We start from the raw sequence: 22,910 nt of genomic DNA on the forward strand, positions 1-22,910 counted from the left end.
CCTCCCCAGGCTGTGGATATCTTGTGTATATGTTACCCACAAACTGTTGATAGTTACCCCCAATTATGTGGATATCTCTTTATATATTGTGAATATGTTGTGTATTTGTCGCTAAATCTACCGCGTAATTTACGCATTGGTCCCCACTGTGGATATATTGTGCATACGCTCTCATTCCCTTTTTTTGATCCACAAGGTTATCCCTTGAATATTCTGCTCTATTATTGATCGAGCAGCTCTCCCTGACGCATAATCAACACATCATCAATGTACACATCCGGCTTCTGCACAACGGCATCAATGTGAACACCTGCTGCGACTGTGCCACCGAAGGTATTGTTACTTCCAAAAGCAACATGAATCGTACCGTAGACTTTCTCGTCCTCCAAGACAACACCTGTAATTCGAGCCTTGTCATTGGTGCCAATGCCGAACTCGCCAAGAATTCGACCATCACCTTCTCCCAGCATGGATAACAGCTTGTCTCCTTCAGCGCCAGTTGCCGTAACAAGGCGGCCCTCTCTAACCGTCAATAGAACAGGTTCACCGATCGCACCTATTCCTGCAATTGAGCCATCCACCAGGATTTCACCTTCTCCAATACCTTCAACGGGGGCGATGTAAGCTTCACCGGAAGGCAAATTGCCGGACTCACCTGGATTGAGGTACATACCTGTGCTTGGCACGCCGTTACGTCCCTGAATGGAGAATGACAGCTGGTGTCCATCTTTCTCGATACGGACATTTCTCCCTGCACTCAGCATGGCAGTGACCTTATCTGTCAAAGCCTTCACTTTGGGATATTCTGCGGTAATGGCACCGTTCATGAACATATCATCCGTCATGCCCGGCATCGTAGCTACCCTAGTTCCCGCAGCTGCCGCCTGTTTACGCGCTTGCGTATGGGTTAGTGAATAACGGGTTACGCATACCGCGACATCTGCACGCTTCATCGCTTCGGCAATCGGCGCAGGCGGCTCTTCACCGGATTTGCTCCGTTCCTTCATCACCATAAGCACCGCATCTGCTCCCAATGCCTTGCCTGCCTCATATATGGATTCGGCCAGTTCTCTCTTGGCATCATCCGCTACGACAGCCAGTGTCTCACCACTGCGAAGTCCAAGGCATTCCACCAAAACATTTTTACTGACGTCAATTCGTTGCTGGTTCATTTGTTCGTCTCCTCCTGTGTCAGACCATTTCCGCTACTAGTTTACCCATTAGAGCATTCGACAAAATGACCGGGATTCCTGCGCTGGCATTGGCAACCCATTGACGGTGGCGCTCATCATACCCCATGCAATCCAGTAAAATGAGTTCAACACGCCCCTTTAATGATTCCGTCGCCTGCCGAAACTCATCCTCACCGGATGTATAGGGAGAAGCAGCGGCAAACGCAGGCTGGACCAGGGAGGAAAACTTCAAATCAAGCTGTCCCGCTTGCTCTGCCAAAGGTCCAATAAGCCCCAGACGGCGGCCATCGGCCATGACCTGTACGGCTGGAGGAATAATGCGGTCAGGCTCAATGAGGTGCACTTTAGCTGAACGCAGACCCGGAAAGGAACCTGTGCACAGCAGCAGAATATTGGGGACACCCATGGCTTCGAATTCACGAATCTTTTGATTCAGCATCGGTCTGATTTTTTCACGGGATACGATAGCTGCACTGCCATCCTGCAGACGGGAAGTCAACACATATTCACCCGGTTCCGGGGCCAGCGCAGCGATCTGAGTTGCCGACAGTCCGTCCAGCACCCCGACCTGAAGGAGTTCCGCCCGCCCCTCCAGGTACTTTTCTAAGACATGCGCAACATCGGTTCGTGGAGCTTGTCCAATCGTAATCATGCCTAGCTGCTTGGTCATGTTATAGCCTCCTACATATCAGATCGGCTGTAGAAGCCACGTATGTCCACAGCATTATTTTTAACTGCCGCTTCAACCGTGACCTTCTCGACTAAACTATGCAGACGGAGCTGCCTGGATCCCTGGTGTCTGAAGTACTTTCATTGATCCATACAGACGAGTAATCAGGTTATATTCCTCCACATTGTAGAAAGAACAGGTGCCATTCGTGAATTCCTTGGCTGTCTCCACGACCAAACGAACTGCACTTGCAATATCAATCTCATGGCTCGCTCCTGTGCCGCATCCCGGAACTGCGGATTGTGCTGTTACAGCTACGCCTACAACAGGTGCATGTGTAGCCACAGCTGGCTGTAAAATGGAATTAATATGGTATAAGTCATTGCCATATGGCGTAATATCCTGCGTCGTAATCGGGAAGGTCACAGGCAGCTGCCCTGTGGTCATCTCCATAATTCGGAGCAAATCATCGCTCACCCGTAAAATATATCCCTCTTTCACCGTGGGCGAAATGGCGATGCCTTTATGGTTAATCACCCGGTTTCCTTTGGTAGTATCAATGGACAAAATAGCTTCCATCTCTGGCAGAACCTCATGTTCGTTCATCTGCAAAATGTCGACCGGAGAGTCCATAAAATCCACCGGTTCATGCGGAAGAGTCGGGGCATCCGGACAGATATGCGTAGTCACAATGACATCACCTTTGAGCGAATCACCCTTGGTCTGCATATCGGCGAGTTTCAGTCCTGCTGCAACAGCAGCGACGGCGCCATCGGCATCCGAAACGAGTCCGATGCGTGTTGGACGGGCGCCAATTCCACCCAGTCGCCCGACAATCCCCATGGTCGGAGCCTGCCCTCCTGACAACTTGCCGTTTGTACCAGGGATGATGATTTTAACAAAATCCGTACTTCCCTTTTCACCTTGTACGGTCAGCACTTCAACGGAAACTTGTGGATATTGAACAAATAGTTGCTTTACACTTTCACCATTTACATAAGCGCTGTCCAGCGCGTCCAGTGCCAATAACGTTTTTTGAAGTGGCATCGTACACATCCTCCTCTTAGCTGTTGATCTTGAAATCAAGTCTATCGCAGTTCAGAAGAGGGTCACAATGTACTGCCTTGCCAAAATGAGCATCGTTTTATTGTGCGACAAGTATAAATGGGAGTGAAAATAACGTTTTCATTCCGTTTATCTAACTGTATGTGTAATATAATTTAACATTTTATTATCGAGCGACCTGAATATTTTGTAATTTAGGGAATGCACACTTCATTTCTTCGCTTACCGTCTCTTCATTTGCCATTTCAAAAGCAACGAAGCTGTTTCTTCCCCATGAAACAGGGGAAAGTGATGCCCATAGGGAAGTTCCACACGTTGAACAGATGAATGGATATTTTCGGGGCGCGAGTATCCCTTATCGTTTGTCCCCCAAACCATAATTGTGCGCTGCGCATCTGCACTTGTCTGTGACACTTTATCATTTGGATGGGACTGTATCCAGTGGAGCAAATCAGCATTCGCTCCTGCGATGCGGGGAGACTTCATACCAGAAGAAGATCTCCTCGCATAACCTTCCAGCACGGTTGGATTGATCCCCGCAGCCTCTGCTCTTTTTAACTGCCCAGCCAATTGCTGTGGAGACATCCGAGATAACAGTCCTTGCAGCATTCTTCTCGGGAGTCTTGATATTAGGCGCTGCATACCATCTTTCGAGGCTCCCCATACGGGCTGCAGCATGGCAAGCTGAATATTTTCACGTCCACTCTCCTGCATCACCGCCGCGGCTATGGCTGCCCCAACAGAATGTCCTACCAGTTTGACCGGACCTTGTATCTCATCCAGCACACTTCGCACCCCTTCGACCTGCCCTTTGAAGGCCGTCCCTCTTACCTTGTTCCGATGAACCGGAGAACGCCCAAATCCGGCAAGATCGACAAGCCATATCGGGTTTCCCGTCATACTCCATAACGCATCTCCCAGCGGGATCATATCGTCAGCACTGCTCATCAAACCATGAACAATCACCCAAGGCTCCCCCTTGCCCTCATAGACCAGCACCGCAAGACTTCCCTTACGTGTTCGAGTCCAACCCTGAGGCAAATCCTCCTGTGCAGGATAGCTGAAACGATAATCCAAATCAGCTGTTACGTAAGGTAATAACTCACTAACTTCAGGCAATTTTAGTCCCATTCGCTGAAACAACCGCTCCGTTTGCTGCACTTCAAACTCCTGTTTGGTAATAAACGCGATTGATTCGGGCGGTATTCCGCTAATCTTTGTGCCACCAGCCTTCATCGCTGCATGGATCATGGGCAGGGGTACTGACCATCGAGGTGCAGATACATCCAACTCCGCCGCTAGTAACCGAATCATTTCCTTCATATCCGGACTGTCCGCTTTTCTGGACAACAGGGGATATGTGCCGCCGGATGGATTGCTGTCCTGAGTCAGGAAAACAAGGGTCTGTGCAACCACGTCATTGGATACGAGGGGCAGCCAGTGCTGTAGACCACCGGGAATCATCGGCATTCTACGCCTTCTCATCGCCTGTATCATCATGCCAATTCCGCCCGTTTGTTCGGTTGCTCCAGTGGGATATGGACCCACGATTGTACTCGGGTTTACAACAGATAAGACATACGAATGTTGTTCTGCATGCTGTCGAATATAACGATCGGCTTCGAATTTCATATGTTCATAAGCACTATCTTTGCTAATCAATGACTTCTGCCCGCTCGACTTATCCCCAACATCTTCATTCGTTGAAGATATGGGCGGAGAATCCTTCCTTCCATAGGGACTCATAAAACCAACCACGTGGATAAAGTGCCTCAATCCGTGTGTACGCTGGATTTCTTCGGCCAGTTCGGCCATGCCTCTTGCTCCATTCATAAAAATCTGTTCTGCCACCTTCGGTGGCAATGTGACATCCATCGTCCCACCTGCATGAATTATGATATTGGCCTGATGAGCACGCTCACGATCAGCTTTGGTCAGACCGAGGCCTGGAGCTGACAAATCCCCCTGAATATACGTTATTCGGCTGAAATCCGTTACTCCATATGCATTCAGAACCATCCTCGCTTTGGATTCAGAGCGTACAAGCAGTAATAACTGCGCTTCACTGTCTCCAAGTTGTTTCACTGCCTCCTTGCCTATAAATCCGGTACTGCCCGTCATCAAAATAGTCGTTGATTCAGTCGCCATGTTGTTCATAGCTGAATTGAGGTCAGTCTTACGTTCTGCATTTGATAATGATGAATTATGTATACTCATTTCTAATCTCTCTCCCTTTTATCCCTATTTATTTTAGTACTATATAGTACTAGTAATATTTAAAAAAAGAGCTTCGTTTACCGAAGCATCTGACAAAATGTACGTGCTGATTGTTCAATAATCCCTATATCACGCGCAGTCTCCGCGAGTACAAGTGAACCCTCGAATGCAGCGATAAATAATGCAGCCGCGGGTCCAGGCTCAATCCCTTTACGAAATTCGCCACGATCCACCCCTTGCTGCAACAGCTTTTCCATCATCGGCTGCAGCTCACGGAAGAAACGGGCTATACTTTCTTTCACTTCGGGTGCGCTGGCTGGTGTCTGCATATACAATGTAATAAACGGACAACTTCCTTTATAATCCCGCCCTTCCATGCCTGCGGACAGTAACGCCATGAACGAATAGATCCGTTCTGTAACCTCTCGTTCACGCTGACTGAGCAGCAGGTAGAGCTCCGATTCATACTGGGCAATCCAGTACTGCACCACGGCCTGGAGCAATTCCTCCTTGTTTTTGAAATGGTAATAGATATTCGATTTGGATACCCCGCTTGCCCGCACGACCTCATCCATGCTGACATAGCTGTATCCCTGACGCAAAAATAACTGAGCAGCAACTTCGACTGCCTTGGTCCGATTAACCGGATTTGAACTTTTGGATTTCTCAGAACCCGAGATCGATTTTTGATTTGTCATAAATAGAACTATATAGTACTAATTACACAAACGCAAGTTATGTAGTTAACAAAAGATGATCTTTGCCCCAATTTTCTCGAACTTGTCCACATTTAGAACATTGTACACACAGGATATCCACATATAGTATTAACTCTGTGTTAAATAGGTTATTGAGCCTCTATATATGATGAGGTTATCCACATTTCAGGAGCATTATCTCATGCTATTCTTCCGATCTGCGCTAGCGGAGTCCAAAAACTAAAAAATAGGTCAACCAGAATATAATTCTGGTTGACCTATTTAAGTTGACTACTTATTCATATCATTTGCGAATGGCTCCAATAGCCTGTGGATATTAGTATGTGGATAACCATTCAAGGATGAGACAGCACTATTTTACTTATACGGATAGCTAATCCGAGTGATTATTTTTTCAGACTATCCCAGTTTTGCTGCAATGCATCAAGCAGGGCTTTTTTGTCCGATTTACCTGCTACATAAGCCTGAATCGTACTACCGAATTCTTGTGGAACGCCTTCAGGGAAACGGTTAAAGTTCCAGCTTAATGTTTTGTTTTCCTGGCTGTACTTCATGATATCGGTTGCGAGATCACCCAGATCCTCTTCAGATGCCTGAATGGAACTGAACGCCGGGATAAACTTGAATTCTTTGGTCATATACTGTTTCCCGATGTCAGATGTCACGAGCCATTCCAGAAACTCTTTCGCTTCCGGTTTCACTTGCGAATTCTTGTTCACAACCCAGTAGTTCGGTACGCCAACAAACAATTTGTCGTTCGGTTCATTCGTAATTGGCATCGGCAGAATGCCGAGATTCAGATTAGGATCGATGCCATCAATTTGTACCTGTGTCCAGTTCCCTTGCTGCATCATCGCTGCTTCTCCAGTGGCAAACAGGGTTACCTGTGTGTTGTAGTCGGTTGTAAGCGGGTTTTTGTTGCTGTATTTCAGCGTCAAGTCGAGCAAGTTCATCCAGTCCGTGAACACCTGATTGCCAGGGATTTTCTCCGTACCTTCGTTAAGACCTTGAATAAATTTCACCGGATCTGCCTGATTCGCAAATGCCACGTTTACGTTATGATTGCCGAGTACCCACCATTCCTGATATCCATTGGAGAACGGGGTAATGCCTGCGGCTTGAAGTTTCTGTGCAGCCTGATCCAATTGTTCCAGTGTCGTTGGAATTTCAGTGATGCCTGCTTTTTGGAAGAGATCTTTGTTATAAATGAAGCCATAGCCTTCCAATGCCAGCGGCTGTCCATACAGTTTGCCGTCTTTGGTCATTGGCTCTTTGGCAACATCAAGCACATCTTTTACCCATGCTTCACCTGACAGATCTTCCAGGTATTCGAGCCATGTGTCCAGTTCACGATAACCACCAACGTTGAAGATGTCCGGTTGTTCGCCAGCAGCGAACTTGGCTTTCAATGCAGCGCCGTAGTCACTGCCGCCACCCACGGTCTGAATGTCCAACTTGATGCCTGGATGAGAGGATTCATACTCCGCTTTGAGACGGTTAAGCGCTTCCGCAATTTCGACTTTGAATTGAAAGATTTTAATGGTTTTGTCTCCTGCAGCAGCCTCTCCGCCACCTTGGCCGTCTGTTTTGACAGGACTTCCACTCTTATCTCCGTTGCCACAACCCGCAAGCATTACAGAAAAAGCAATCAGCATAAGCAACGTCAACTTGGTCATTCTTTTCATACATACACTCTCCCTATAGTAGTTTCAGTATAACAGCTTCGTTGCATTTTTTAGCCACCAGGATGCAGGGGGCGATTGATTTACAACCGTTCCCGAATTTCCCCTCAGGAGTCAGGCCCATGCTTAGCGGGCATGACTCCCTTGCACACCTCCGTGCGAGGTCGGAGCGGAGGGATCATGATGCGCTGGAGGAGCGGTGCGTTCGCCTTTGATACTCGGTGGCTTCTTTACCTGAATTCATTCAGGCCACCGAGGAGCAACAGCGACCGTAAGCGCACATGATCACGGAGCGGTCCGCCCTCGCACTTACCCTTTAACGGATCCAGCAGTAATCCCCTGAATGATGTATTTCTGCATCAGCAGGAAGAAGATGATAATTGGCATGATACCAAGCACCAGTGCAGGCAGGGCAAGATCCCATTGCTTCGTATATTGTCCGAAGAGCGCAAAGGTCGCAATCGGAATTGTACGCAAATTGGAGCTTTGCAGAATCAGGGATGGCAGCAGATAGTCATTCCAGATCCAGAGTGTATTCAGGATGATGACAGTTACATACATCGGCTTCATCAGCGGGAATACAATCCGGAAGAACACGCCGTAGGCGGAGCTTCCATCCACCCGAGCTGCCTCTTCAATTTCGAGCGGAACCGATTTGACGAATCCGTGGAACAGGAAGATGGACATCGGTGCGCCAAAACCGAGATAACAGATGATGAGTCCGAAGAGGCTGTCGATCAGTCCAAGATTACTGGTTACGGTAACGAGTGGAATCATGATAGACTGAAACGGAATCACCATGGCGGCAATGAACATGCCGAACAAAATCCGGTTGAAGCGTGTATCGCTGCGTACCATTCGGTAGGCCGCCATGGAGCTGATCAACACCAGCAGCAGATTGCTGACTACAGTGACGATGAGCGAGTTCATCAGCGCTGATGGGAACTTGATTTTCTCCCAGGCGTTCGCATAGTTGCCCCATTGGAATACCTCTGGCCATGCTGCCGAATTGGTAAGCAGGTCACCGAATGTTTTGACCGAATTGACAAACAGGAAGTAAAACGGAACCAGGAACAATAATCCAATGAGCACCATAACAATCTCGGTTACAATGGTACTGAAGCGGTAATTTTTTGACGTTTCCATCTATGCCTCCACCTCCTTGCTCTTCGTCACACGCACCTGAATCATCGTGATAATGGCAACGATTACGAAGAACACAAGTGCTTTGGCTGTACCGATGCCGTACCGATTATTCACAAAAGCCTCATTGTAAATATTCAGTGCTACCGATTCTGTTGATCCAAACGGTCCGCCTTTGGTCAGCGACAGATTGAGATCGAACATTTTGAATGACCAGGAGATGGCAAGGAAAAGACAGATTGTGACTCCCGGCATAATGAGCGGGAAAATAATGCTGCGCAGTACCTGCCAGCGGCTGGCACCATCAATTTCGGCAGCTTCCAGCAGATCAGGTGATACGTTGGTCAAGGACGAGATGTAGATGACCATCAGATACCCTGCGGTCTGCCAAACAAATACAATGACGATACCCCAGAAGGCCGTTGGCTCGTCTCCTAACCAAGGGAGGTTGAAGAAGGACCAACCTGTTACGTCGCCTACTGCTGAAAACCCTTTCACAAATATGAACTGCCAGATAAAGCCGAGCAACAATCCACCGATCACGTTAGGCATAAAAAAGATCGTGCGCAGAAAGTTTCTCGTCTTGAGCGGCTTGGTCAGGAAATACGCCAGGAAAAAACCGATAACATTGGTCAAAATTACACCAACCACGGTGAAGCGCACCGTAAACCAAAACGCAGATAGAAACTTGGGATCATTCGCAAAAATTTGCTTGAAATTATCGAATCCTACCCAATGAATGTTCGCCGACACCCCGTTCCAGTCGGTAAAGGAATATACCATACCAAGCAGGAAAGGGACCACGATAATGAGAATAAAAAAGACGATGGAGGGACCCACGAACACAAGCTGCTGTAACAGCTGTGAAGATTTGCGATGCTTCATATCGTTCTCCCCTTCTATAGATGGATGAAATTGGTCTCTTGTTCTATTAAACCCCATTCTCGCACAGGGAAACACCGACCCTGGTGAACAGTTGGGTGTAAAATATTGTCCTCTCTTAACCTGCAACCAGAAGGGGTGTCACGATGTCAAAATACTACAGCATTCGCACCAAGCTAATCGCTTTTATGCTCATCGCCACGACGATCCCGCTGCTGGCATCCATCAGCATGACGTTTATCCAGACTAAGACCGCCCTGCGTGAGCAGGCCGTCGCAGAGAACAAACGCCTAATCTTTCAGGCGTCCACCAATCTCAACAATTACGTGGATAACGTGGCAAGAGCTTCGCTTGCTGTGTACAACGATCCGAATTTTCTGCGAAATCTGGCGAAAATCCCCGGCGACTATCGCGCAGTTGCCGAGGTATACACCACTCTGCAGACGATACGTTCGGCTGTGCCCGATGTATTCCAGCTGTATCTGCACTCTTTTGCTGCCAATCAATCGACATTAATTGCCAATCCTTTCCCGAAGCGGGAAGAACGCAAACAGGCCTACTCCGACTCGCTTCATGGAAAATCGAACGATAAAAGCCCGGATATCTGGGTCGAATCGGCTCACCTTAGTCATTCTTACGGCTTCAAGGCAGCGTCAGCGGATGATCCTCCAAGAACAGTGATTACCCTTCACCGTGTGATCAAGGATGTACCTTCGACAGAACGATTGGGTGTGCTTGCCATCGATTTGAACATGGATACCATTGCCGAAATCTGCAGCAGACTGTATGATCCGACAAAGGAACAGATCTATGTCATCGACAATAAGAACCAGATCATTTTCGAAGGAAAGTCGGAAGTCAGCGGAACGGATGCATTACGGCAGGAAGCAGCGACTGAGCTGAATTCAGCACGTTCCGGTGAAGGGACAGTACAGACCGCTTCAGGGCATTTTGAACAAGATCATTCAATGTATGTGTATCAGCAATTAGGAAGCCAATTTGCAGACTGGACCATTGTAAAACAGATTCCGAATGAAACGCTGTACGCGAGTGCCACCACTCTAACGTGGAATAATGCCATGATCGCTATTGCTGCGCTGTTATTGGTCATTGTGGCAACCTTGTTCATCTCGATCCGGATCACCGGACCGCTCAAGCAATTAATGCGTTATATGAACCAGATTCAGGCAGGACGCCTGCATGTGGATATCCGTTTAACGAGTCGGGACGAGATCGGTGTGCTGGCCCGTCATTTCCGGGATATGATGGATACTGTGAACAATTTGATTTTGCGGGAATATCGCCTTGAAATTGCGAATAAAACGAATCAGCTTAAAGCGCTGCAAGCCCAGATTCATCCCCATTTTCTGTATAATACGTTGCAATCCATCGGTACACTTGCGCTTCAACAGCAAGGACAACGGGTGTATGTGCTGCTATCTTCCCTATCCAAAATGCTGCGCTACAGCATGCGTGACCAGACCCGGGTCACTTTGAACGAAGAAGCCGAGCATGCACGACTCTATCTGGAACTGCAAAAAGAGCGGTTCGGTGACCGCCTGGAGGTTGAACTGGATTTTGCCGAAGATACCCTGCGGGCCGAAATGCCGAGGATGACCTTGCAGCCTTTAATTGAGAATTACTTCAAGCATGGAGCGGATGTTCAGCCTGGCAAAGGCAGGATACGCATATCCAGTCAGCGAACGCCTGACGATTGGATTCGGATTCGGCTGGAAAATAACGGACCCCGCATTCCGGAAGACAAGTTGTCCGAAATTCAGCGTTGGTTGCATCCGGCATCTATATCTTCCGATTCCTCACAGGAACCGGACGAAACCGAGTCAATTGGACTGCGTAATGTGATGCGCAGACTCCAACTGAACTCACCTCCGGGATACAATGCCACGCTTACGATTAGCAATCTGGAACCGAATGGCGTGCAGATCATAGTCAAAATATACGCGGGAGAGTGAACAACATGAAAGCCTTGATTGTCGATGATGAAAAACACGTCCGCGATGCGATTAAACTGCTTGGTCAATGGGAAGCCGCAGGAATTGATACCTTATATGAAGCGGCAGATGGTCACGAAGCGGTCGCTGCCATTACGGCTCATCAACCGCAAATTGTACTCAGCGATATGCGAATGCCTGGCAAGGATGGTATGGCTCTGCTCGAATGGATATCTGTTCATGCCCCGCACAGCAAAGTACTGGTCATCAGCGGATATGATGATTTTGAACTGGTCAGGCATGCAATTCGCTATGGAGGTACGGACTACCTGCTCAAACCAGTCGAAGCAGACGAACTGAATTCATCCTTATTTAGAGCAGTCGACGCCTGGAAAGAAGACGATGCTGTTCGTGTGCAGTCCACAAGACAATCCATGGTGGTCAATCAGATGCGTCCGCATTATCATGACAGACTGCTCACAGAGCTTGTCGTTGGACGCGGAAGCAATAACACCCAATTCCAGCGGCTGCGGGATGAATTAAATCTGCCCAAGCAGATCGACAGTTGCAGTGTGGCAGTCACCAGCCTTTCCCATCTCGATGCTCAATGCTTGGCAAAATATCGTAGTCAGCCTGATTTGCTCGTATTCTCCGTGCTGAATATCTGTGCGGAGATGTTATCCCCGCCTGCTGAAGGTGTCGTGTTCCGCCAGCTTGATCAGCCGGATGAAGTCGTTCTCCTATACTGGGGTCAATGCTCGACACTTCAAACCATTCTCGAAAAAGTGAACGATGGTCTGGAGCAGACCATTCAACGCCGTCTTCATTTTGGTATATCCAGCTGTGAGTTTTATCCTACGGGGACCTCGGGAGCCTATCAGGAAGCTAGTTTGCGGTTGTGGCGACGCAATGCCTTGCAAACGAAGCAGTGCATTCACGATGCGATGGAGTCCTCCAACGGAAACAAGGGCCTGCGATTGTCTACCTTTGAGGAGTCCTTACGTCTCGCGTCGATGAGCGGGCGCGCTTCCAGCGTGTCCAATGCCGTTGCAGAATGGATTGATCCCATCACCCGGCTCGATGTCATAACAGCGGAGCAGATACAGCAATGGATGGATGAAATGGAATGGATGATTGGCCGTTGGCTCGACGATGCCGCAGGCGCTCCACCGAAGGATGAAGATGAAGCGATAGAGGAACAATCCATTCCATTCGCTGAGTTACCTTTGGACCGTGACGGACTGTTATCGCTGCCCTTGCTCCGCTCCCTGCTGGAACAGCGGTTGCTCGCAGCCGGAAAAGCCCTCACTGCACATCATCATGCAACACCGGACCCAATGAGTGAGATTGCACGTTATATGGATGCTCATTATCAAGAGGACCTGTCTCTGCAGCAAATTGCTGCACGGTTCTACCTGAGTCGCGAATATATATCTCGCAAATTCAAACAGCAGTTCGGATTGAACTGGTCGGAGTATTTGGGCAAACTGCGAATCAATAACGCCAAGCTTCTATTACAGAATCCTTCACTACGAATTGCAAAAATCTCGGAAATGGTCGGCTATCAGGACGAGAAGTATTTCAGTAAAGTGTTCAAAAAAATGGAGGGCATCACACCGGGGGAGTACCGCAAAACGTTATCTGACGGAAATGCTTAATTGAGCCGCCGAATCTGTGGAAATTCGTCTAATAGAATGCTCGATTCGTTAAACGATAAAAGGGGCATCCCGTCATGTTCATGACTCAGGGAATTGCCCCTTTCCTTTTTACATATATGGATGCATCTTAATGGATACACCCTGATCTTCTTTTCTAAGGAATCAGCGATCACGCAGTATGACGGAAGGAACAATACGAATATAGATTAACTCTCCCGCCAGCTCGACGATCGTCTGGGTTACTATCACTGCGGCAGCAATTGTGGCCCACTCTTGCGGCAATGCAAGTGCCAATGGCAGAACGACAAGTGAATTTCGGGTCCCTGCACTGAAAATAACGGCCCTGCCTTCGCCTGTATTCAATCGAAATAGAGCCACTACGATTCGTGATATGAAGGGCATAACAACTAGAAAAATAATATAAATGGGCAGAACATCCACAATTACAGCAAAATCATTGTAGACCTTCCCGATCTGCGATGCGACAACCACAATCAAGGCCAGAGCCATCATGGGTACAGGCAGCCAAGCGGTTGCGTTCATCACCCGTTCTCCTCCGGCTTTGCCTTTGGTCACAACTTGCGTAAGAATAGCCAACAGCAACGGAATAACGATCAGGAACAGAAAAGCCTCCACGAAAGGCCCCACCTGCATGACCTGTGCCGCTTCCTTCCCTATGAACAGCCACAAATATACTGGTAATAAGACCATTTGTATAACAAACAGGATTGGCGTTGCAGCAAGCATCAATTTCTCATTGCCCCGACCCAACTGTGTAAAAACAATGACGTAATCAATGCACGGGGTTAACAGTACCAGGTAAACGCCGATTAGCACGGCCGGAGGTTGCGGAAACGCCAGGGTTAACAACCACACGACCACAGGCACTACGATAAAATTAGCCACCAACAAAGCTCCAATAAATCGCAGGTTGGATAAGGATTCTTTAAGCTGTAAAAAAGGAATCTGTGCAAACATGCTATATAGCAAAATGGCAAGTACAGGTGAAACCATATAATGCAGCGCTGACCCCCATTCAGGGGTGCCCAGCCCAATCGCTGCTCCCACGAATAGGGCAACGACATAAAACCACGTTTGTTGCTTCTCCATCGTTTCTCTCGTAAACAACCTTCTTCCTCTCCCTCTGAGAATTAGCATTTTATCACAATATCAAAATGATAATTGTACGTTTGTAGTGAGTTGTAGTGAATTGAAGTATATGTTATTGTCATATTAGAAAGCAGTTCTGGGTAATATGAAAATATCCGCAATGCGCTAACATTGCGGATATCCAGACAAAAGACCGATGGGTGACCACGGCGCGAATTTCAAATGCATGAAAAACCACCGAATTAAGGGGCCAACCTATCGTCGGTGGTTTTTCTTGTTCTTACGTGTCTTCTTAACGCTGAATAAAGTTCTCAGGCCAGTACAAATACTGACGATCTTTAATAAAGCGTCCAGAATCTTCACGATCAAATCAAGAGACACGGCTCCACCTCCTTTCGGAGCAGCTTCGCCGTGTCTTCCCACCGATTACATTTGTCCTAAATTTGAGTATAGCAGAACGTTGTGAACGAATATAGATAAACTTACCAGCCAAATGAATAAGAAAGAAGTCCATGCCATTAACATATTTCTGCTTCAACCAGCGTACATTGAGACGTAGCACAGCGAATAAGAGCGCGGCAAACCGCAGGGTATCCAGACAACGATCCTGTGAATTTTTTGCGGCTTCTTATTAGAATGCGAAAGAACTGGGTATATTCATTGTAGACTGACCCGTGGTTCATTCATTTTTGTAAAACCAAGGAGGAAACACAATGTCACGTAACAATCCGTACAAGTGGTTAAACGCGATTGGATTCATCGCTGTTATCGTAGTAAATTATCTTTCCAACGCGCTGCCTATCGGAGGTAGAACCAACAAGGAAGTATCGGATATGTACCCTGTATTGCTCACCCCTTCGGGCTATGCATTCTCTATATGGGGGCTGATCTATCTGCTGCTCGCTGGCTTTGTCATCTATCAGTTCGTTCCCTCTTCTTGGAAAAGAGACTCCATTACCCGCCTCGGTTACTGGTTTCTAGCAAGCTGTGCCTTTAATGTAGCGTGGATCTTTGCTTTTCAAAATCTCAAAATCGGTCTCGCCTTAGTCGTCATCGTTCTGCTTCTGTTGTCCCTGATCATGCTATATGTAAAAACGCGTGCAATCACCCTCCCCACAACTGCCGAAATCTGGCTCGTGAAGCTGCCGTTCAGCATATATCTTGGATGGGTTAGCGTGGCAACCATTATCAATGCGGCTGTATTATTATATAAAATCGGCTGGGATGGCTTCGGACTCAGTGAACCTACCTGGACCATCATCATGTTAATTGTAGGCCTTGTGCTGGCTGTACTGGTGAGCTTCCCTTACCGGGATAGCGTATACCCACTTGTCTTTACTTGGGCATATATTGCCATCGCACTCAAACAAAAAGACGTTACCTCCGTATATTATACGGCAATTATCATTGCGATCGTACTAGCCATTTATGCGGTATGGCTATTCTTCGCCCGTAACCAGGATCGGGATTAATCCGGATCTGTTCATATAAATTCAAAAAGCCGATTTCGGTCATCTGACCAGAAATCGGCTTTTTATGTAACTTTCCTTGCTTGGCAAATATCAGTCTCCCCTATTTGAGGGCAATGACCTCGATCTCCACAAGAGCATCCTTCGGCAGACGAGCAACTTCAACTGCGCTGCGTGCCGGATAAGGCTGTTCGAAGAACGTGCTGTACACTTCGTTTACCGGAACAAAATCATTCATGTCTTTCAGGAAAACAGTCGTTTTCACAACTTTGTCCATACTTGTGCCTGCTGCTTCAAGAATGGCCTTCACGTTGCTCAGGGACAAACGAGTCTGCTCCTGTACATCGGCTCCGAATTCTCCTGTTTGCGGGTTCAGGCCAAGCTGACCGGAAGTATAGATGAAACCGCCTGCTTCAACAGCCTGGCTGTATGGACCAATGGCACCTGGCGCCTGATCGGTAGAGATTGGTTTTTTCATGGATGAGTTCTCCTTCATGTTCGCTGTCCTGCCGCCGCGAGGAGACAAGCCTCGAACTCATTTTTGAAGCTTATTATACCACGATCATACCCAGGCAAGAAACGTCTACCCTTAGCTCTCATTCCAATATCGGATAACCATGAATATCTCAGGACTCATCCAAACCAAGCACATGAATAACATCATTGGAATACACGTGGTTTCCATTGGTTTGAACAAGCGCAATGTTCATCATGGCGCGAGCTATGGTTGAAGCCTGGATTGCCCGGTATTTATCCACTCTGCCTTTCATCCAGCGATCCAGAAACGTCATGGCATGAGCTGCCAACTGCTCACCCAACCGTTTTTCTTTGCGATCTCCAAGAATTAACGACGGACGGAATATGTGCAGTGAACGGAGACCGATATCCGTTAATACCTCTTCCATCTCTCCCTTGGTCCGACTATAAAACACACGAGACCCGGCATCGGCTCCCATGGAAGAGATGACGAGCATCTGGGATACACCGTACTCCTTGGCCAGTTTGGCGGCTTTTACGGGGTAGTGAAAATCCACTTGACGGAAGTTTTCCTGACTGCCGGCTTTTTTAATCGTTGTACCCAAGCAACAGTACAAGTCATCAACATCGCGAAATAGATCTTTCTGCTCTTCAAGTTGTTCCCAATCCACGACATGCTGCTCCAGCTTTGGATGTTCCATTTCAAGCGGTCGTCTGACCAATACACGAATCCGGCCATAAGCCGGATTCTGAAGCAAGCTGCGTACCAGTAGTCCACCCACAAGCCCGGTGGCTCCAATCACAAGAGCTTGCCGTTCGTGATTTTCCAAGTACATCCCTCCACATATCTCTATTTCAGAAGCACACGACGTCCAAGCGTAAACGTAAGAACCAGCATCGCTGCACCAACACCCACTTGGAAGCCATAGGTGGAAACCCAATTCATCGCGTCCGGCCAGGTTTCCATTCTCTCATACAACCAGCCACCAATCAGCGGTCCAAGAAACGAGGTCACTCCAGTCATAGCCGAATACACGGCGACAAACATTGGTCTTTCGCTTTTGGGTGTATCTCCGATTGTGAAGTTGAAAGCAAGCTGGTTGAATCCACCCACACCAATACCGAGAAAAATATGAGATAAAAAAAGCGCTATCAAAACAGGCATAAACGACATCAATCCCCATGACAGACAGGAGAGTGCGATGATCGGTAATGTCCAAAATAATAAGGTTTTATTGCTGAATCTTGCGTTCAGATTGCCCCAGATATAGAATCCGGCCATCATAACGAGCGTCTGCACCACGGTGATTATAGATACCGTCTGATAATTAATGTTAAGCAGGTCAAGCATCACGTAGGAAAATAGCGGAACGATCAACGTCTGGATCAGTAACCAGGCCGCGAGGAACATTGCAGCCCTCAAAAAGGAAGGATCCTGAAACGGCTTCTTGAACATGCCCCAAAAGACCTTTTCAGTTGAACGTTCAAACGGCACATCTGGATAAAAGCAATAAATAACTGTATTGGCTATGGCGCAAATCCACACCGGAATGAACAGGATTAAGAAACCCATCTCCCCGGGGAAACGGTCCAAAACGATGCCTCCAGCAAATAAGCATACGCTTCCAAGTGCGTTCAGAATCGTGTTTCGAATTCCGAAATAACGCCCTCTCACCTTGGCAGGAACGATATCTCCAATCAATGAGGTCCAGATCATACCGCCAATCGTATTGGCTATAAATGCAACCGTATACACACCAACATAAATGCCTACCCACCACTCCTTGGGAAACAGGAACGGGATGAGGCCCGTCGAACTCCACAGGATGCGATGCACCCCTACAAACAATATAAGCATGCGTTTGCGGCTGCGAATGCGCTGCATCCAGTAAGCCGCTCCAATCTGGGCGATATTGACAAATGTCGTAATGGCGAGCACAAAGCCAATATGTCTTGACCCGGCCCCAAGGTACAGCAGAAATCCGGTTAAAAATGGGCCTCCCAGCAACGTCTGCAAAATAATTGCCGGTACACCCTCCCATGTTGCAATGGATAAATTCGTGCGTTGTGTCGAACCCTTGCGCCGTGGTTTGCCTGCAAACGGAGGAGGGTTAACGTTGACCGTCTTCTGTATGGGGATACACTCCTTAGACCGGGTTTCAAGAGCCGGTCGATGCTAGTTGTCACCCCAAATTCTACTCACAGCGTGATGGTTGTCAACTCATTTTTTCACGGTTCAACGGGAGATAGAGATAGAAGGTACTTCCCTTGCCCTCAGCGCTTTTAAGTTCGATCGATCCGTCCAGTAATCTTGCCAAATCCCGACTGATTGACAGGCCAAGTCCTGTTCCCCCAAATTTGCGGCTAATAGACCCGTCAGCCTGTTGAAATGCTTCAAAAATGGATTGATGTTTGTCTTCAGCAATGCCAATTCCCGTATCTTGTACCGAGAAAACAATCCATTGACTTAGAATGCCTGACTTCTTCATTTGCTTGGTGCTCACGGTCAATGTGACCTTCCCCTGATGCGTAAACTTGATGGCGTTGGACATGAGATTACGCAAAATCTGCTGGACTCGTTGGGGATCAGACCAGAGGGTTTCTGGTAGTCCTGGCTTCTTGTCCAGTTGCAGCTGGACTCCCTTTTTCTCGGCAACCAACTGGAAGTGATTCATGGCATCTTCCGTGAGTTGGGCAACACTGATATCCTCCAAGACGATATCCAGTCTGCCCGCTTCCACTTTGGACAGATCGAGAATGTCATTGATTAACGTTAGCAACTCCTGACCAGAATGCTCAATCATTGTTGCAAAACGTACGACATCCTCCTGCTCCAGCGTATCATCGTTCTCGCTGATCATCTGGGCAAAGTTAATGACACTGTTCAACGGTGTTCGCAGTTCATGCGACATATTCGCAAGAAATTCCGATTTGTACTGCGAAGTAATCATCAACTGCTTGGCACGGTCTTCCAGCACAATCTGAGCTTTCTGCAATTCTTCCTTTTGCACAGACAATAAACGATTGGTGCTCTGGATGAGCAAAATCCGATTCTGTTCATTCTGGAAATCTCGTAAAATAAAAGCAAAAATAAGACTAAGTAAAATACCAACAGGAAGGGTATACGGCATAATATGTGAGAAAAAATATGTAGCCGGGATAACGCCGACGATAGCTATGTTCACACTATTGACCACATTTACAATCAATATGACGATGACACCTTTAACAATTAGCCTGTACTCACTGCGTCTCATCCATATATTCAACCCTGCACACAGCACACCCAAGATTGACATGTTGATCAGTGCAGCCACCGTAGCATCATTGATACCGAAAGTTAACCGGGTCAGTCCAATCCCAACACCCACGATAATCACGCTATAGGGTTGTCTATACGTCAAAACGGCAACAATTAAAGGAACAAAACGAAGATCGAAGACAACTTCATCATTAAGCTGAAATCCAAATACCGTGCTGATCCAGCCTGCAAAAATAAGTACAAACAACGAACATATCTGTTTTACTCGTGATGAAGCTCTTATTACGACGTATTTATAGAACACACTAGCAAGGTAAGCAATGGTAATGAGCATCCCCATGTTTAATACGAACATTTTTGAAAATTGCATTCACTCACTCCTGTTGTCGTGTATTCATTGACAGAAAACCTTTAGTCCGTATACATCTCTATCATATCATGCCCATTCAACCTTCGACATTCCTTCGTCGTCAAAAAAATGCACAAAAATACACAAATCAGGATTCAATTTGTGCGCTGAACGTAGTAGAATATATTGTTGTTCGATTTTATTTGCTGTGATCCAGTTCCTTGCGAACCTGGATGAAAGGAGAAACGGTGTTGTGCACGTATTAAAAAGCAAATCCTACTGGCTGTCGTTAAGCTTGATGCTTTCCTTGGCTGTCATGGGGATGTTCTATGATATTCTCAATAGTCCGGAGCGCGGGTTCTCTGTTCTTAATTCCCCGTTGGACCGGATCATCCCTTATGTACCTTCCATGTCCATACCCTATCTGGGTTGGTATCCGTTTGTCTTCGGCGTCTTGGCTTATTTATGTGCCAAAGATCGGCTCACTTATTATCGCGTCCTGTTATCCATGAACATCTGTGTCTGGATCTGTTACCTGATCTATTTTAATTTTCAGACTATGGTGCCGCGTCCCGAGTTAACAGGTACAGGTCTCGGCGCATCTCTCCTTGGATGGCTCTACGGCCAGGACCGTCCATATAATTGTTTTCCAAGTATTCATGCCCTTCATTCTTATCTGGTTATGCGTGCTGTTCTCTCCGTTCAGAGTATTCGCAAACATGTTAAGGTGTTAGTTGCTGCTGGTGCAGCACTGATTATATTGTCCACCTTAATGATTAAACAACATGTAATCTATGACGCCCTGGGTGCGGTCGTACTCGGCGAATGCGTTTTTACAATTATCACTGGGCTCTCGCTGCTCCGTCGTCGCAGAAAAGAATCGAAGTGGACTGAGGGGATCAGCTGACCCCTCGCTCCGACGATTTCTGGAGATGCTGTTGCCGCCTCCACTCATCAATAAACAAACTTGTAAAATAGGGATCCCACTGGGTCCCTTTTCCTTCTTCCAAAATAGATAGCGCTTTCTCATGGCTCATCCCATTCCGATATGGACGATCAGACGTCATGGCATCAAAAGCATCAGCCACGGCAATGATACGGCCAAACAGCGGAATCTCTTGGCCTGCTATACCATCAGGATATCCTTTGCCATCATATCTTTCATGATGAGACCTTACACCCGGCAGGAAATCTGCCATGGCATCAATCGGTTCAATCTGTAACAAAATGCCCTCTCCAAGAACGGGATGTGTGCGAATGATGGCGAATTCGTCATCAGTGAGTTTCCCATCTTTCAATAACACTTCGTCGGGTATGCCGATTTTCCCAATATCATGCAACAATGCTGATTTGTATAATAGATCTGCTTGTTCCTCATTCATGCCACTCAGCTTGCCAATCATAATGGAGTACTCTGCCACCCGCATGGAATGACCTGCCGTATATTTGTCCCGTGCGTCCAATGCAGCCGCCAAGGTGGAAAAATAACTTTGCAGCAACTGCCGATTACGTTCTTGTCTCATCTCAAGCCGATTAATCATCATATTGAATCCGGAGATGAGCGCAGAAAATTCATCCGCGTACAGATCAGGGGTTCTTCTGCCCAGGTCTCCCTCTTGAATTCGGTTCATCTCCTCCGTTAGCTCTGCAACCGGACCACGAACATCCCGAATCAGTAGCCAGCTTCCCACAAGGGCGAAGCCCCCGCCCAGCACAACGATAAGAACTGCCCACAGAATATACTCTTTCGCAAACTCGCTATCCATATACTGAAGACGGATCGATGTAGCCAGGAAGAACAGAAATAATGGAAATAAACCGATCAACGCCGTACTCAGCTGAAATTTACGCTGAATGGACACCAGGACACGTCCTCCGAGAGATGGCTCCATGCCATGCTGTTCTTTGCCTCTGCGGCGAACTTCCAGCAGCAGCGGTCTCACGGTCCGAACCGTCAGAAAATATTCAATTAAGGCATGCATCACGGCGATCAATAAGGCACACGCAGCTGCAACTGCGACATATCCATACGGAAATTCCAGCCATCCTGTAGAAATCATCCATATCGTCAATGCGGCAGCAGGCAGGGAAAATCCAAGCATATGCGGACCCAAAATACGATAGATCGTTTGTCCCGGAAAACGGTGAATGCTCTCATACATTTTTGTCAATTCGGCCTTTTCATGATGCTCAGCGGCAAAAAACTGCCGGATGGGGCCAAGTTGTGCCCATAACGTAATCAGTTCTGCAACAAGCATGAACAATAGTGATATCAACACAATGATAATAAGTCGTACAAATTGAATGTTTGGTATTTGTAAGGTAGACACCATAACGACTGTACCTACCACAAAAACAGCTCCCATTGAACCGATAAGATAATTTCGCATCAGACGAAAGATAAATGAACGGTATACTTCCACCCTAACCCCTCACTCTCTAGGTGTAAACCCGTTCTCCCCATTGATGATGACAGAGGGAGATTAAGGGTACAGCCTCCTATTTGTTATCGGTTGCTCGGACTGAAAAAATTAATTCATTTCACGGACGGGAAACCTCCATCCTGGAATTAACTATGAATCGCTCATTTAACTTATATGTACGCGTACAACCATACAAAAAAGACTGTTCCCCGTAGGAAACAGCCTGTTATGGCAAGACATTTCTTATCCTTTAATCTTGGCAGCGAGAATCATTGTACCACGCGGCTCATCACCCATCGCATCCGGTTCAAGTGTGATCGCGACCGTGTCGTAGTCGTTGGCAGAGTCTAACGTATAATATACCGCTCCCGTTCCATTATGGCTCAGGAAGGTCCCCGCATTCTGAGGTGTATCGCCCTTGATCAGCCAAACCTGGAACGCCTCATTCCCTTCCAGAGTAGGCAAGTTCTCCGCCTGTACGACCAGGTGAGTACCTTTGTTGTCAATAACGATGGTAGCCAATCCTTGGGCCACAATGTCCTGTGTCGCAGGACTAAGCTTGACGGCTTCGCCTGTCTGCATTCCCTGTGCAGGCTGCAGGGATGAAGCGAGCTGCTCTTGCAGCTGCGCATTCTGTGC

General features: G+C 47.4%; 19 protein-coding genes. 4 read left to right on the top strand and 15 right to left on the bottom strand.

Annotation, left to right across the window (positions count from 1 at the left end):
* Nucleotides 1–221: 221 nt before the first annotated feature.
* The 8 genes from A6049_RS29465 to A6049_RS29500 all read right to left on the bottom strand — a co-directional run bounded on the left by A6049_RS29465 (nt 222) and on the right by A6049_RS29500 (nt 9,574).
* Nucleotides 222–1,172, bottom strand: a complete 951-nt coding sequence (locus A6049_RS29465; RefSeq protein WP_063567989.1) for an aminopeptidase — start codon at nt 1,170–1,172, stop codon at nt 222–224.
* 19 nt (nt 1,173–1,191) lie between these two features.
* Nucleotides 1,192–1,863, bottom strand: coding sequence for an AroM family protein (locus tag A6049_RS29470; RefSeq protein WP_063567990.1), 672 nt, complete (start codon nt 1,861–1,863; stop codon nt 1,192–1,194).
* A gap of 96 nt (nt 1,864–1,959) precedes the next feature.
* Nucleotides 1,960–2,910, bottom strand: coding sequence for a DUF1177 domain-containing protein (locus tag A6049_RS29475; protein WP_063567991.1), 951 nt, complete (start codon nt 2,908–2,910; stop codon nt 1,960–1,962).
* A 240-nt stretch (nt 2,911–3,150) separates the two neighbouring features.
* The gene (locus tag A6049_RS29480) at nt 3,151–5,145 is read right to left on the bottom strand and encodes an alpha/beta fold hydrolase (RefSeq protein WP_095206252.1); all 1,995 of its coding nucleotides are present in this window, start codon (nt 5,143–5,145) and stop codon (nt 3,151–3,153) included.
* A 77-nt stretch (nt 5,146–5,222) separates the two neighbouring features.
* Entirely contained in the window at nt 5,223–5,843 is a 621-nt protein-coding gene (locus A6049_RS29485) for a TetR/AcrR family transcriptional regulator (protein ID WP_063567992.1), read from the bottom strand.
* A 407-nt stretch (nt 5,844–6,250) separates the two neighbouring features.
* Nucleotides 6,251–7,549 carry an ABC transporter substrate-binding protein gene (locus A6049_RS29490; RefSeq protein ID WP_063567993.1) on the bottom strand — a complete coding sequence of 433 codons (1,299 nt, stop codon included), beginning with the start codon at nt 7,547–7,549 and terminating at the stop codon, nt 6,251–6,253.
* 306 nt (nt 7,550–7,855) lie between these two features.
* Nucleotides 7,856–8,692, bottom strand: a complete 837-nt coding sequence (locus A6049_RS29495; RefSeq protein ID WP_053779743.1) for a carbohydrate ABC transporter permease — start codon at nt 8,690–8,692, stop codon at nt 7,856–7,858.
* Nucleotides 8,693–9,574 (bottom strand): carbohydrate ABC transporter permease, encoded by an 882-nt coding sequence (locus A6049_RS29500; RefSeq protein WP_063567994.1) that lies wholly within the window; start codon nt 9,572–9,574, stop codon nt 8,693–8,695.
* Between the two features lie 143 nt (nt 9,575–9,717).
* Between A6049_RS29500 and A6049_RS29505 the strand changes: the two genes are divergently transcribed.
* Together A6049_RS29505 and A6049_RS29510 are read left to right on the top strand one after the other, a co-directional pair.
* Nucleotides 9,718–11,544 carry a cache domain-containing sensor histidine kinase gene (locus A6049_RS29505; RefSeq protein ID WP_063567995.1) on the top strand — a complete coding sequence of 609 codons (1,827 nt, stop codon included), beginning with the start codon at nt 9,718–9,720 and terminating at the stop codon, nt 11,542–11,544.
* Between the two features lie 5 nt (nt 11,545–11,549).
* Nucleotides 11,550–13,181, top strand: a complete 1,632-nt coding sequence (locus A6049_RS29510) for a response regulator (RefSeq protein ID WP_063567996.1) — start codon at nt 11,550–11,552, stop codon at nt 13,179–13,181.
* 162 nt (nt 13,182–13,343) lie between these two features.
* On the opposite strand, the gene A6049_RS29515 is transcribed toward A6049_RS29510, so the two are convergent.
* A complete protein-coding gene (locus A6049_RS29515) occupies nt 13,344–14,339 on the bottom strand; it encodes an arsenic resistance protein (protein WP_063567997.1) in 996 nt (331 codons plus the stop codon).
* Between the two features lie 665 nt (nt 14,340–15,004).
* Here A6049_RS29515 and A6049_RS29520 point away from each other — a divergent pair.
* The gene (locus tag A6049_RS29520) at nt 15,005–15,763 is read left to right on the top strand and encodes a tryptophan-rich sensory protein (protein ID WP_063567998.1); all 759 of its coding nucleotides are present in this window, start codon (nt 15,005–15,007) and stop codon (nt 15,761–15,763) included.
* A gap of 100 nt (nt 15,764–15,863) precedes the next feature.
* On the opposite strand, the gene A6049_RS29525 is transcribed toward A6049_RS29520, so the two are convergent.
* From A6049_RS29525 to A6049_RS29540, 4 genes are all read right to left on the bottom strand, one after another.
* Nucleotides 15,864–16,238, bottom strand: a complete 375-nt coding sequence (locus A6049_RS29525; protein ID WP_063567999.1) for a RidA family protein — start codon at nt 16,236–16,238, stop codon at nt 15,864–15,866.
* 148 nt (nt 16,239–16,386) lie between these two features.
* The gene (locus tag A6049_RS29530) at nt 16,387–17,067 is read right to left on the bottom strand and encodes an oxidoreductase (protein ID WP_240321583.1); all 681 of its coding nucleotides are present in this window, start codon (nt 17,065–17,067) and stop codon (nt 16,387–16,389) included.
* Nucleotides 17,068–17,087: 20 nt separating this feature from the next.
* Nucleotides 17,088–18,245 (bottom strand): MFS transporter, encoded by a 1,158-nt coding sequence (locus tag A6049_RS29535; protein ID WP_240321584.1) that lies wholly within the window; start codon nt 18,243–18,245, stop codon nt 17,088–17,090.
* Between the two features lie 208 nt (nt 18,246–18,453).
* The gene (locus A6049_RS29540) at nt 18,454–19,869 is read right to left on the bottom strand and encodes a sensor histidine kinase (protein ID WP_063568002.1); all 1,416 of its coding nucleotides are present in this window, start codon (nt 19,867–19,869) and stop codon (nt 18,454–18,456) included.
* 232 nt (nt 19,870–20,101) lie between these two features.
* On the opposite strand from A6049_RS29540, the gene A6049_RS29545 reads away from it, so the two are divergent.
* The gene (locus tag A6049_RS29545) at nt 20,102–20,755 is read left to right on the top strand and encodes a phosphatase PAP2 family protein (protein WP_079695791.1); all 654 of its coding nucleotides are present in this window, start codon (nt 20,102–20,104) and stop codon (nt 20,753–20,755) included.
* On the opposite strand, the gene A6049_RS29550 is transcribed toward A6049_RS29545, so the two are convergent.
* Nucleotides 20,748–22,271 (bottom strand): HD-GYP domain-containing protein, encoded by a 1,524-nt coding sequence (locus A6049_RS29550; protein WP_063568003.1) that lies wholly within the window; start codon nt 22,269–22,271, stop codon nt 20,748–20,750. The two genes, A6049_RS29545 and A6049_RS29550, sit on opposite strands and share 8 nt — an antisense overlap.
* A gap of 243 nt (nt 22,272–22,514) precedes the next feature.
* Nucleotides 22,515–22,910: anti-sigma factor (locus A6049_RS29555; protein ID WP_145921969.1), on the bottom strand; the 396-nt coding region annotated here is incomplete at its 5' end.

This window comes from Paenibacillus sp. O199, assembly GCF_001636635.1.
Taxonomy (GTDB): domain Bacteria; phylum Bacillota; class Bacilli; order Paenibacillales; family Paenibacillaceae; genus Paenibacillus; species Paenibacillus marchantiae.